The sequence below is a fragment of the Paraburkholderia sp. 31.1 genome (assembly GCF_014397645.1).
Classification (GTDB): Bacteria; Pseudomonadota; Gammaproteobacteria; order Burkholderiales; family Burkholderiaceae; genus Paraburkholderia; species Paraburkholderia tuberum.
The window spans coordinates 1-12,194 of record NZ_VZQN01000082.1; the positions used below are offsets into that span (position 1 = coordinate 1).

Below are 12,194 nucleotides of genomic sequence, written 5' to 3' on the forward strand. Positions count from 1 at the left end.
ACAGGACCGTGAAACGACTCCACGCCGATGATAGTGCGGATTGCCCGTGTGAAAGTAGGTAATCGTCAGGCTCCCCTCCAGTCAGAAACCCCACCCGCCGCGGTGGGGTTTTTGCGTTTACGCGGCCGTCATCGGCAGAGATGACGTTTCGGAGACAATCCAGCCGCCACAATTCGACAATACGACGCCGGAAAGTGCGCGCGTCAACTCTCTTTCAATTGTTCGCGCTATGCTCACGTATTCCTTTCGGAAGCGCTGGCATCGAACGACCTATGAAATCAGATCTGGCAATGCAAACCTACGGCGCGGATTCGTCGGGTATGGTCTGCGGTTTCCGGTTTTCGCCGACGCTCGCCGGGCGGCCGATCGACGCGGACGAAGTCATCGACTGGTACCGCGAGCGCGAGGACGATGCCGGCACTAGCGCGACGGACGCTGGCGAATTTCTATGGCTTCACTTCAATCTCGCGCATAGCGCGAGCGAGCGCTGGATGCGCACGCAACTCGATCTGCCCGAAACCTTTTTCGACGCCTTGCGCGAAGGCTCGCATTCGACGCGGATCGAGCATGCGGACGGCGCACTGCGCGCGGTCGTCAACGACGTCATGTTCAACCTCGAATTCATCCCGTCAGAAATCGCGACGCTGTGGATCTACGCACATAAGCGGCTCATCGTGACGGCGCGGCTGAAGCCGCTGCGCTCGGTCGACCGTTTGCGCGCGTCGGTGCGCGAAGGTGAAATATTCAGGTCACCTGCCGAACTGCTAGTTCATCTGATGCGCGACCAGGCCGACCTGCTCGTGCAGATCGTCCGCCGAACCAGTGCCGACGTCGATCGAATCGAGGATCGCTTTCTGTCGCAACGGCCGACGCAAAACCGCCTGGACCTCGGCGCGATGCGTCGCACGCTGACACGCCTGCAACGCATGCTGGCACCCGAACCGGGCGCGATTTTCCGCTTGCTGGCGAGGCCGCCTCGGTGGCTTCATGCGGAAGACGTGCAAGATCTGCGTGAATCGACGGAGGAGTTCTCGGTCGTGCTTTCGGACGTAGCGGGATTGATCGAGCGGGTCAGATTGCTGCAGGAAGAAATCACCTCGGGCCTCGAGGAGCAGAACAACCGGACGCTATTTACCCTGACGCTAGTCACGGTACTGGTGATGCCGATCAATATCGTCGCCGGTTTCTTCGGCATGAACGTCGGTGGCATTCCGCTCGCCGAGAACAAGCATGGCTTCTGGCTGATGGTGGTGCTGGTCGCCGGCTTTACCGGGCTGACGGGCTGGTGGGCGTTTCGCCGCAGGAGGGAGCGCTAGAAGGCGCGGCAAATTTGGCCCGCTTTTTACGAGGCCAAACCCGCCGGCGTGATCGAAGCCCGAACATGCCCGTCTTCGAATACGCTTCGCAGCGGTTCAAAGTGGGCAAGTACCCGTCGATTACTCGAGTGCGTTATTCGAGCGCGGCAGCCGGCCCAAAGAACTCATAACGGCTCTGCGATTCCGGCACGCCGATCGCCTTCAGGCCTTTCTTGATCGCCTTCATGAACGCGACGGGCCCGAGAAAATACACGTCGACATCGCGCGTTTCCGGCAACCACTTCTTCAGATTCGCTTCGTCGACGTAACCGAGCGCGTGCGCTTCGGCATCGCCATCACGGCGCTCCTCGTAGCAATAGAAGCGCTTCAGTTGCGGATGGCGTGCGGCCAATGCATCGATTGCGCCGCGGAATGCATGCACGCCACCATGACGGGCCGCGTGAATGAAATGCACCGTACGATTGGTCTTCAGCGCGGCCTGCAGCATCGCCATCGTCGGCGTAATGCCAACACCGCCGCTGATCAGCACCAACGGCTTGTCGCCAGGTCGCAGCGTAAATTCGCCGGACGGCGCGAACAGCTCGAGCGAGTCGCTTTCCTTGATCTGCTCGTGCAGATACTTCGACACGGTGCCATTCGGTTCACGCTTCACGCTGATGCGATATTCGCGGCCATCGCTCATTGCGGACAGCGAATAGTTGCGACGCACTTCTTCGCCGTCGATCACCAGACGTACGCCAATGTACTGACCCGGCTGAAACGCGAGCAATTCGCCGCCGTCATCGGGACGCAGATAGAACGACGTGATCTCGTCGCTTTCACGCATTTTGCGCGCGACGCGGAACAACCGCGTGCCGCGCCAGCCGCCGGGCGCTGCTGCGCTTTCGGCGTAGATCTTTTCTTCGAGGCCGATCAGCAGATCGGCGAGTTGTTGATACGCGGCGGCCCACGCTTCGATCACGCCGTCGGTTGCGACGTCCGCGCCGAGTACTTCGCGAATCGCGCGCAGCAGACACTTGCCGACGATCGGATAGTGCTCAGGCTGCACGTTCAGCGACACGTGCTTGTTGATGATCTGCGCGACGAACCCGCCCAACTGCTCGAGCTGATCGATATGGCGCGCATACATCAGCACGCCGTTGGCCAACGCGCGCGGTTGCGCGCCGCTTGCCTGATTGGCTTGATTGAACATCGGGCGCACTTCCGGATGCTCGCTGAGCATCAGATTGTAGAAGTGCGTGGTGAGCGCCTCGCCGCCGCTTTCCAGGAGCGGCACGGTTGCTTTGATGATGGCGCGGTGTTCGGCGGATAGCATGTTTTTAAGTCCTGGTGAGAGTCTGAGTGAGCGTCTGCCTATCAGCGAATGTCACAGCCGGTTTCGGCAGACTGCCTCTGCTATCCACGATTCGTGCCAGGTATAAAATGCATTTAGATCAACGATCTGGCAATTAAGATGGTTCATTCGACCCTAGTCGAAAAGACTCAACCCGTAGTCGATCTGACTACAGGGGCGGTCCTCGATGTTCTTACCCCGCTGATTCTCGACCTGTCGCGCGAGCTGTCCGAGCGCGAGCGTTATCGGCGGCTGCTCAGCGCGCTGCGCTCGCTATTTCCGGGCGACGCGGCGGCTCTGCTACGCCTCGAAGGCGATACGCTGGTGCCGCTCGCCATCGACGGCTTGAGCAGCGATACGCTCGGGCGGCGTTTTCGCGTCGCCGAGCATCCGCGCTTTCAGGAGCTGCTGGCCCAGCCAGGGCCGACGCGCTTCGCCGCCGACTCCGATCTGCCCGATCCCTACGATGGCCTCGTGCAAGGCATGGCGCCCGGGCACCTCGAAGTGCATGACTGTCTGGGGTGTCCGCTGTTCATCCGCGGCGAGCCTTGGGGCTTGCTCACGCTCGACGCACTCGACCCGGCGCGCTTCGACACACTCGACATGGCCTCGCTGCAGGCGTTTCTCGGCCTCGCGGCCGCGACCGTGAGCGTCGTCGAACGCATCGACGCGTTGGCGCGCAATGGCGAGGAGGCGCAGCGCCGCGCGGAAGCGTATCGGCTGGCGAGCAGCGAGAGCCGGCGCGAGCTGATCGGCAGCAGCGACGCGCATCGCCGCATGATCAAGGAGATCGAGGTGGTGGCCGCCAGCGATCTGACCGTGCTCGTCACCGGCGAGACCGGCGTCGGCAAGGAACTTGTCGCCAATGCGATCCACGCGCTGTCGCCGCGCGCGAACAAGCCGCTGATCAGCCTGAACTGCGCGGCGTTGCCCGATACGCTCGTCGAGAGCGAACTGTTCGGGCACGTGCGCGGCGCGTTTTCGGGAGCCTCGGCGGATCGACGCGGCAAGTTCGAACTCGCGGACGGCGGCACCATTTTCCTCGACGAAGTCGGTGAGTTGCCCCTCGCGGTGCAGGCAAAGCTGTTGCGCGTGCTGCAGAACGGCCAGTTGCAGCGCATCGGCTCGGACCACGAACACAGAGTCGACGTGCGGCTCATCGCCGCAACCAATCGCGACCTCGCCGAAGAAGTGCGCGCGGGCCGCTTTCGCGCCGACCTCTATCATCGCCTCAGCGTGTATCCGCTGCGCGTGCCGCCGTTGCGCGAGCGTGGCCGCGACGTGCTACTGCTGGCGGGCTTCTTCCTCGAAGACAATCGCTCCCGGCTCGGTTTGCTGAGCCTGCGTCTTGCGGCTGACGCGCAGGCCGCATTGCTGCACTACTCATGGCCCGGCAATGTGCGCGAACTGGAGCATCTGATCGGACGTAGTGCGCTGAAGGCGTTGGCGGCCAATCGTGAGCGCCGCCGTATTCTGACGTTGACGGCCGCGGACTTCGCGTTGTCGGACGCACAAGATCATCAAGCCAATCAAATCGCCACGCAGAGCGAGGAAAGCGAGACGAAAGACTTTCGCAGCGCGGTCACCGAGTTCGAACGCAATCTCGTTCTCGAAGCGCTGATCCGCAACAGGCAGAACTGGGCGGCGGTCGCGCGCGAGCTGGGGCTGGACCGGGCGAATCTGAATCGGCTGGCTAAACGGCTCGGGCTCAAATGAGCGAACAGGCGCAGGGGTGCCGTCGCGGCCCGGCACTAAGGTCAAGCCACATCGAATCGCCGATCGCGCCGACAACAGATCGTCAGCGCCCCTCGCTGGGCTCAACGTCTTAACGAAAAACAAAGGCCCGCTTCGGAAAATCGAACTTCGCGGAACGCACCGCGTCGGTCATAGTGGGTCCTAACGAGGACCAACACACTGAATCTGGAGACTTTGTCATGTCCGCTGCCCCAGAGAAACTCGACGATTGGCTCAACAAGCAGGCGGTGGCCGAAGACGACATCACCGCGTTTCCATTGAAGGCGCTTGCCGCCACGCTCGATCGCGAGGAAAGCGGTAACACCGTGCCGCCGTTGTGGCACTGGCTGTACTTTCTGCCGGTCGCGCCGCTCTCCGAAGTCGGTCCCGACGGACATCCGAAGCGTGGCGGTTTTCTGCCGCCCGTGCCACTGCCGCGCCGCATGTGGGCTGGCGGCCGGCTCACGTTTCATGCGCCGCTGAAGATCGGCGAGCATGCGCGGCGCACGTCGACGATCGCCAATATCGAGGACAAGACCGGCCGCTCGGGACGCCTCGTGTTCGTCACCGTGCAACATACGATCGAAGTCGATGGCGAGTTGAAGCTCGAAGAGGAGCACGACATCGTCTATCGCGACGCGCCGCAGGAGGGCGCGCGGCCGCAACAGCCGGCGCCCGCGCCCGAAGACGAAACATGGCGCCGCACGATCGACGCCGATGCCGTGATGCTGTTGCGCTACTCGGCGCTGACTTTCAACGGCCATCGCATTCACTACGACCATCCTTATGTCACGCAGGTCGAAGGCTATCCGGGCCTCGTCGTGCATGGCCCGCTGATCGCGACGCTGCTGGTCGATCTCGTGCGCCGAGAACTGCCGCAAGCGACGCTGCAAAGCTTCGCGTTTCGCGCGCTTCGCCCCACGTTCGCGGACCAGCCGTTCACGGTATGCGGCAAGCCCGCCGCCGACGGCAAGACCATCGACCTGTGGGCGAAAGATCACGAAGGTTATCTGACCATGCGCGCGACCGCCGCGCTCGCCTGAATTCCGCGAGACTCGACTATGCAAACCACGCAACACGATTCGTTCCAGGACATTCGCGAGGCCGTGCGCGATCTGTGTCAGCAGTTTTCCGGCGAGTACTTTCGCAAGATCGACGAGGCGCGCGGCTATCCGGAAGAGTTCGTCGAGGCGCTGACGAAGGCCGGCTGGCTCGCCGCGCTGATTCCGCAGGACTTCGGCGGCTCGGGGCTCGGGCTCACGGAAGCGTCGGTGATCATGGAAGAGATCAATCGCGCGGGCGGCAACTCGGGCGCGTGCCACGGGCAGATGTACAACATGGGCACGCTGCTGCGGCACGGTTCGGAAGAACAGAAGCGCAGGTATCTGCCGAAGATCGCGAACGGCGACCTGCGTTTGCAATCGATGGGCGTGACCGAGCCGACCACCGGCACCGATACGACGAAGATCAAGACGACCGCAGAGCGGCGCGGTGACCGTTACGTGATCAACGGTCAGAAGGTGTGGATCTCGCGCGTGCAACACTCGGACCTGATGATTCTGCTCGCACGCACCACTTCGCTCGCGGACGTGAAAAGGAAATCAGAGGGCATGTCGATCTTCATCGTCGATCTGCGCGAGGCGATCGGTCATGGTCTGACCGTGCAGCCGATTCTGAACATGGTCAATCACGAGACCAACGAGCTCTTTTTCGACAACCTCGAAATTCCGGCCGAGAATCTGATCGGCGAGGAAGGGCAAGGCTTCAAATACATTCTCGATGGCCTGAACGCGGAGCGCACGCTGATCGCCGCGGAATGCATCGGCGACGGTTACTGGTTTGTCGATAAAGTCACCGAATACGCGAAGGAGCGCGTCGTGTTCGGCCGGCCGATCGGACAGAACCAGGGCGTGCAGTTTCCGATCGCGCGCTCGTTCATCAACGTCGAGGCAGCGAGCCTGATGCGCTTCGAAGCGGCACGTCGTTTCGACGCACATCAACCGTGCGGTGCGCAGGCGAATATGGCGAAGCTGCTCGCGGCGGATGCGTCGTGGGAAGCGGCCAATGCGTGCCTGCAATTTCACGGCGGCTTCGGCTTCGCGTGCGAGTACGACGTCGAGCGCAAGTTTCGTGAAACGCGTCTGTATCAAGTCGCGCCGATATCGACCAATCTGATTCTCTCGTACGTGGCCGAGCATATCCTCGGGCTGCCGCGTTCGTTCTGACCCGCTGGCGGACATCATGAGACCACTCGACGGTATCAAGGTCGTCACGCTCGAACACGCGATTGCCGCGCCGTTCTGCACGCGTCAACTGGCCGATCTCGGGGCGCGCGTGATCAAGATCGAACGGCCCGGCGTCGGCGATTTCGCGCGCGGCTATGACGAACGTGTGCATGGGCTGTCGTCGCACTTCGTGTGGACCAATCGCTCGAAGGAGAGTCTTTCGCTCGACCTGAAGCAGCCCGCGGCGGCCGGGATTCTCGATGCGTTGGTTGCCGATGCCGACGTGCTCGTGCAGAACCTCGCGCCAGGCGCGGCCGAACGGCTTGGCCTCGGCTACGACACATTGAGCCACAAGTATCCGAAGTTGATCGTCTGCGATATTTCCGGCTACGGCGCGGACGGTCCGTATCGCGACAAGAAGGCGTACGACCTGCTGATTCAAAGCGAGTCCGGCTTCCTGTCGATCACCGGTTCGCCCGGCGCGCCAGCGAAAGCGGGCTGTTCGATCGCCGATATCGCGGCGGGCATGTACGCGTATTCGAACATCCTGAGCGCGCTGTTGCAGCGTGGGCGCACAGGGCGCGGTTGCCGCATCGATGTATCGATGCTCGAGAGCATGGTCGAGTGGATGGGTTATCCGCTCTACTACGCGATTGACGGTCAGTCGCAGCCCGCGCTTGCGGGCGCCGCGCATGCAACGATCTATCCTTATGGCCCGTTTCCCGCTGGCGACGGCAAGACGGTCATGCTTGGCCTGCAGAACGAACGCGAATGGAAGCTGTTCTGCGAGCGCGTGCTCGAACAGCCTGAACTGGCAACCGACGAACGCTTTGCATCGAACTCGAAACGCACTGCGGCGCGCGACGCCTTGCGCGAGGTGATCGTCGCGGCGTTCGCGAAGCAGAGCGCGGCGCACGTGATCGATCGACTCGATGAGGCAGGCATCGCGAACGCGCAGATGAATACGCTCGCCGACGTGTGGGCGCATCCGCAACTGAAGGCGCGCGAGCGCTGGCAGGAAGTCGGCACGGCAACGGGGACGATAGCCGCATTGCGGCCGCCCGGTCTGCCTTCCGACCTCGAGCCGCGAATGGACCCTGTGCCCACGCTTGGTCAACATACGGAAGCAATTCTGCGTGAGCTCGGCTACGACAATGGGCGTATCGACGCGCTGCGCGCGGCGGGCACGATCTGATTCGGTAACGACCCCATGAACGACCATCCCAGTCTCACGCTTGCCACTTTCGCCGCGCAACTCGACTTCGACCACATTCCGCACGAGGTCGTCGAGCGTACCGTCAACCTGTACGTCGATTGGCTCGGCTCGGCGCTGGCCGGCAAAGGCGCGCGCCCGGTCGAGACGATCGCGCGGTTCGCACGCGCGGCAGCCGGGGCGACGAACGAGGGCCTCTGCGAGGTGCTGATCGACCGCGGTCGAACCACGCCGTATTTCGCCGCGATGATCAACGGCGCGGCATCGCATTTCGCCGAACAGGACGATGTGCACAATGGCTCGGTGTTTCATCCGGCGACCGTGGTGTTTCCGGTTGCGCTCGCGTTGGCACAGGCAAAGCGAGCGTCGGGGCGCGACTTCATCGCGGCGGCGGTGGCGGGATACGAGGTCGGCATTCGCATCGGCGAATTTCTCGGGCGCTCGCACTACAAGGTGTTTCACACCACGGGCACGGTCGGCACGGTCGCGGCAGCGGCAACGGCAGGACGCTTGCTGGGTTTGTTGCCGTCCCAAATGCTCGATGCGTTCGGCTCGGCGGGCACGCAGGCGAGCGGCCTATGGGAATTTCTGCGCGACGCCGCCGACTCGAAGCAACTGCACACCGCGATGGCCGCCGCGAACGGCCTGATGGCCGCGCAACTCGCCGCCGACGGCTTCAAGGGCGCGACGCACATTCTCGAAGGCGCCCAGGGCATGGCCGCGGGCATGTCGAGCGACGCCGATCCGGCGCGCCTCGTCGATCGGCTTGGCAGCCGCTGGGCGACCGCGGAGACGTCGTTCAAGTATCACGCGGCGTGCCGCCATACGCATCCGGCCGCCGATGCGCTGCTCGCCGTCGTGCAGACGCATCGTTTCGCGCCGCGCGACATCGCGAAGGTCGTCGCGCACGTGCATCAAGGCGCGATCGATGTGCTCGGTCCCGTGGTCGCGCCGCGCAGCGTACATCAGGCGAAGTTCAACATGGGCACAGTGCTCGGGCTGGTCGCGCATCACGGCTATGCCGGCGTGACCGAATTCGAGCAGGGTTTCGACGCGAGCGAGATCGCCGCGTTTCGCGACAAGGTCACAATGGCGCTCGACGCTGAAGTCGACGCCGCCTATCCCGCACGCTGGATCGGCAAGGTCACGGTGACGACGGCCGACGGCCGCGTGTTCGATGGGCGTGTCGATGAGCCGAAGGGCGATCCAGGCAATACCTTGTCGCGCGACGAGATTGCGAAGAAGCTGCATCGGCTGGCGGCGTTTTCGGGTGCGGCTAGCGAAGAGGAGGCGGCGCAACTGCTTCGCCGCGCATGGCAGATTGCCGAAGAGAAGCAGATTGGCTCGGTATTCGATGCAACTTCGCGCACGATGGTGGCGGCATGAGCGCGTTGCCCCGGTCGTATCTGTTCGTGCCTGGGAATCGGCCTGAGCGGTTCGACAAGGCCTATGCGGCCGGCGCGGATGCGGTGATTCTCGATCTGGAAGACGCGGTGCAGCCGGATCAGAAGGTGCCGGCGCGTGCGGCGGTTGTGGCCGCGGTGTCGGCTAACGCATCGCGGGCCGCCTGGGTGCGCATCAATGGCTCGGATACGCCATGGTTTCCAGATGACGTTGCGGCGCTCGTTGGGCAGAGCGGCGTGGCCGGAATCGTGCTGCCGAAGGCTGAGACGCGCGAACAGATCGTCGCGGTGCTGGCCAACGCCCATCCGGCGTTGAGCGTGCTGCCGATTGTCGAGACTGCGCGCGGGTTCGCGAATCTTGCGGAGCTATGCAGCGCGCCGCGCGTGCTGCGTATCGTCTTCGGTACGCTGGATTTTCAGATCGATCTTGGCATCGATGGGGATGGCGAGGAGTTGCATCTGTTTCGCTCGCAGATCGTGCTTGCGTCGAGGCTGGCTGGCATTGGTGCGCCGGTGGATGGCGTGTCGACGACCATTACCGATGCTGATGCGGTGCAAGCTGATGCGCGGCGCGGCCGGCGGTTCGGTTTCGGCGGCAAGCTTTGCATTCATCCGAAGCAGATCGAGCCGGTGCATCGCGCGTATGCATGGAGTGACGCCGAGGTGGAGTGGGCGCAACGGGTGCTTGCGGCTGTCGAGACGAGCCATGGCGCCGCGGTTGCCGTGGATGGGAGGATGGTCGATATGCCGGTGATTCTGCGGGCGCGGAGGGTTGTGGGCGATGCCGAAAGCTTCTGACAATGCGGTTTTCCGTCGCCCCTTGTCGAGGGAGCGAGCGCGCTCAGGGCATCCGGTTGAGCATCTGCCGGTCTTCTCGCAACGTTGTCGATAAAGAAGATCTGTTCCTCTCACGACGTCAAAAAATACCCTCCCGATGAGTACTATTCAAAATCCAGTTCTGCGCGGCTTCAACCCGGATCCTTGCGTGTGCCGTGGCAAGGATGCTTGGTATATCGCGGTTTCAACGTTTGAATGGTATCCGGGCGTTCTCATTTACGAATCAAAAGATTTCGTCAACTGGGAACTCAAGGCCACGCCTCTCGACAGACTATCGCAATTGAACCTGATCGGAGAGCAGCCGTCCGGAGGCATATGGGCGCCAGCCCTCTCCTATCACGACGGTCTTTATTGGCTCGTCTATACCGACACCAAGGCATGGAAAGGCGAGCAGAAGATCTCCCCGCTTCGTGACATGCACAACTATCTCGTAACCGCCCCGGACATCACCGGACCCTGGTCGGAGCCCGTGCATCTCGTGTCCGGTGGATACGATCCATCCCTGTTCCACGACGAATCTGGCAAAAAGTGGCTCGCCTATATCCGGCGCGATTTCAGAGGTATCTACGAAGACCTGTTCGTCGGAATCGTTCTGCGGGAATACTCGGTGCAGGAGGAAAAGCTGATCGGCGAAGAGCACGTCATCTATAAAGGCGCCAACCTGAAGACCGATTACTTCATGAAATGTCAGATCTACGAGGCTCCGCATTTACTGAAGAAGGGAGACTGGTACTACCTGATCACAGCGGAGGGGGGCACAGGCTATACACATGCAACGTGTGTATCCAGGTCTCGCGACATTTTCGGTCCATACGAGCTTCATCCTGATACGCCGATGCTCACGTCGCGCGACGCGAATGGACGGATTCAGCGGACCGGCCACGGCAACCTGGTCGAGGGTCCCAACGGCCAGTGGTACATGACGTACCTCGGATCGAGACCAATCGATGCGCACACGAAGCGCTCGCCGCTAGGCCGTGAAACCTGTGTCGCACCTATCGAATGGCATGCCGACTGGCCCCGCCTCGCCAGTGGCGGAGTGGTTCCCGCCGAATCTTTTGCGATCGGCTCGGATATCGAGCAAAGGCTCGACAGCAGTTGGACGATCGATTTCGGACAACGTGCCGCGCTGCCCCTGGAACTGCAGAGTCTGCGCATCCCCATCGGCGACGACTGGTGCAATCTTCACGAACGTCCGGGCTATCTGCGGATAAGGGGGCAAGAGTCGCCGACTTCGCGGTTCCATCAAAGCTTGTTGGCCTGTCGCATCCGTGACTGGCAGTTCGAAGTCGAAACCGCGCTGGAATTTTCACCCAAGTCATATCTGCACATGGCTGGGCTCATGGCGCGTTACGACGAGAACACCTTCTACTATCTGTTCGTCACGCGCGACGACGACGGCACAAAAATCCTGTCCTACATGGAAATGGATGCCGGCAGCTTCGCCTACAGCAATCGACTGGCGACGCTGCCCGAGGCCACCGGGATCGACCTGCGGATTCGCGTCGTGGACGCGAAACTGCGCTTCTTCTATCGCTTGACGCACGGTGACTGGAATGACCTTGAACTGGAAAAGGATTTCACGAAACTCAGCGATGAATATGCAACCCCCATCGGCTTCACGGGGGCATTCGCAGGTATCACCGTCAACGACATGCTTGGCTTTCGCGAGCCTGCCGATTTCAAGTCGTTCACGTACCGCCAATTGATCGGCTAAAGCTCGGATTTCGTGTCATCGCTGTCATTTAATAATAAGGAAGATCTCATGCGCTTTCGTTGGAGACATCGCTACCTCGTGCTGCTTATTTTGTTCGCAGTCTATCTGCTCTGTTACATGGACAGAATGATCATGGCAGCGGCTATTCCATTCATTGCGTCCGAGTTTCATCTGTCCGCGATGGAAATGGGTGGAATCCTGAGCGCGTTCTTCTTTAGCTACGCGCTATGTCAGATCCCGGCTGGCCTGCTTGCAGACAAATTCGGTCCGCGGCTGATGACGACGATCGGCCCCCCCGCGTCACAATGGTTGTCGCCTGGATAAAATTGGAATCTGGGGGCGATAAAGAGAGAACAAGTTGGCGCGTTACGGAAAGACATTCAAGGACAGAGCGGTGGCGCGGTTGCTGCCGCCGG

Annotated in this window: 10 protein-coding genes; 9 read left to right on the forward strand and 1 reads right to left on the reverse strand. The window is 61.8% G+C overall.

Annotation, left to right across the window (positions count from 1 at the left end; translation table 11 throughout):
- Positions 1–272 precede the first annotated feature (272 nt).
- Positions 273–1,316, forward strand: coding sequence for a transporter (locus F6X37_RS34045; protein WP_187614389.1), 1,044 nt, complete (start codon positions 273–275; stop codon positions 1,314–1,316).
- A 133-nt stretch (positions 1,317–1,449) separates the two neighbouring features.
- Here F6X37_RS34045 and hmpA read toward each other — a convergent pair whose 3' ends face one another.
- Positions 1,450–2,631 (reverse strand): NO-inducible flavohemoprotein, encoded by a 1,182-nt coding sequence (hmpA, locus tag F6X37_RS34050; protein ID WP_187614391.1) that lies wholly within the window; start codon positions 2,629–2,631, stop codon positions 1,450–1,452.
- 138 nt (positions 2,632–2,769) lie between these two features.
- Here hmpA and norR point away from each other — a divergent pair, with 138 nt between their 5' ends.
- From norR to F6X37_RS34090, 8 genes are all read left to right on the forward strand, one after another.
- Positions 2,770–4,365, forward strand: a complete 1,596-nt coding sequence (gene norR, locus F6X37_RS34055) for a nitric oxide reductase transcriptional regulator NorR (RefSeq protein ID WP_187614393.1) — start codon at positions 2,770–2,772, stop codon at positions 4,363–4,365.
- A 218-nt stretch (positions 4,366–4,583) separates the two neighbouring features.
- On the forward strand, positions 4,584–5,426 hold the full coding sequence (locus tag F6X37_RS34060) for a MaoC family dehydratase N-terminal domain-containing protein (protein WP_187614394.1): 843 nt from the start codon (positions 4,584–4,586) through the stop codon (positions 5,424–5,426).
- 18 nt (positions 5,427–5,444) lie between these two features.
- On the forward strand, positions 5,445–6,608 hold the full coding sequence (locus tag F6X37_RS34065; RefSeq protein WP_187614396.1) for an acyl-CoA dehydrogenase family protein: 1,164 nt from the start codon (positions 5,445–5,447) through the stop codon (positions 6,606–6,608).
- A gap of 16 nt (positions 6,609–6,624) precedes the next feature.
- Positions 6,625–7,803 (forward strand): CaiB/BaiF CoA transferase family protein, encoded by a 1,179-nt coding sequence (locus F6X37_RS34070; RefSeq protein ID WP_187614398.1) that lies wholly within the window; start codon positions 6,625–6,627, stop codon positions 7,801–7,803.
- Positions 7,804–7,818: 15 nt separating this feature from the next.
- The gene (locus tag F6X37_RS34075; protein WP_187614399.1) at positions 7,819–9,207 is read left to right on the forward strand and encodes an MmgE/PrpD family protein; all 1,389 of its coding nucleotides are present in this window, start codon (positions 7,819–7,821) and stop codon (positions 9,205–9,207) included.
- Positions 9,204–10,022 (forward strand): HpcH/HpaI aldolase/citrate lyase family protein, encoded by an 819-nt coding sequence (locus tag F6X37_RS34080; protein ID WP_187614401.1) that lies wholly within the window; start codon positions 9,204–9,206, stop codon positions 10,020–10,022. Before F6X37_RS34075 ends, F6X37_RS34080 begins: the two co-directional genes overlap by 4 nt.
- A gap of 136 nt (positions 10,023–10,158) precedes the next feature.
- A complete protein-coding gene (locus tag F6X37_RS34085; RefSeq protein WP_187614403.1) occupies positions 10,159–11,778 on the forward strand; it encodes a glycoside hydrolase family 43 protein in 1,620 nt (539 codons plus the stop codon).
- 48 nt (positions 11,779–11,826) lie between these two features.
- Entirely contained in the window at positions 11,827–12,102 is a 276-nt protein-coding gene (locus F6X37_RS34090; protein ID WP_262420128.1) for an MFS transporter, read from the forward strand.
- Positions 12,103–12,194 lie beyond the last annotated feature (92 nt).

Coding starts and splice junctions, on each gene's coding strand:
- F6X37_RS34075 (WP_187614399.1), top strand. CDS start 7,819: ATGAACGACCATCCCAGTCTCACGCTTGCCACTTTCGCCGCGCAACTC.
- F6X37_RS34065 (WP_187614396.1), top strand. CDS start 5,445: ATGCAAACCACGCAACACGATTCGTTCCAGGACATTCGCGAGGCCGTG.
- F6X37_RS34070 (WP_187614398.1), top strand. CDS start 6,625: ATGAGACCACTCGACGGTATCAAGGTCGTCACGCTCGAACACGCGATT.
- F6X37_RS34060 (WP_187614394.1), top strand. CDS start 4,584: ATGTCCGCTGCCCCAGAGAAACTCGACGATTGGCTCAACAAGCAGGCG.
- F6X37_RS34045 (WP_187614389.1), top strand. CDS start 273: ATGAAATCAGATCTGGCAATGCAAACCTACGGCGCGGATTCGTCGGGT.
- F6X37_RS34080 (WP_187614401.1), top strand. CDS start 9,204: ATGAGCGCGTTGCCCCGGTCGTATCTGTTCGTGCCTGGGAATCGGCCT.
- norR (WP_187614393.1), top strand. CDS start 2,770: ATGGTTCATTCGACCCTAGTCGAAAAGACTCAACCCGTAGTCGATCTG.
- F6X37_RS34085 (WP_187614403.1), top strand. CDS start 10,159: ATGAGTACTATTCAAAATCCAGTTCTGCGCGGCTTCAACCCGGATCCT.
- hmpA (WP_187614391.1), bottom strand. CDS start 2,631: ATGCTATCCGCCGAACACCGCGCCATCATCAAAGCAACCGTGCCGCTC.
- F6X37_RS34090 (WP_262420128.1), top strand. CDS start 11,827: ATGCGCTTTCGTTGGAGACATCGCTACCTCGTGCTGCTTATTTTGTTC.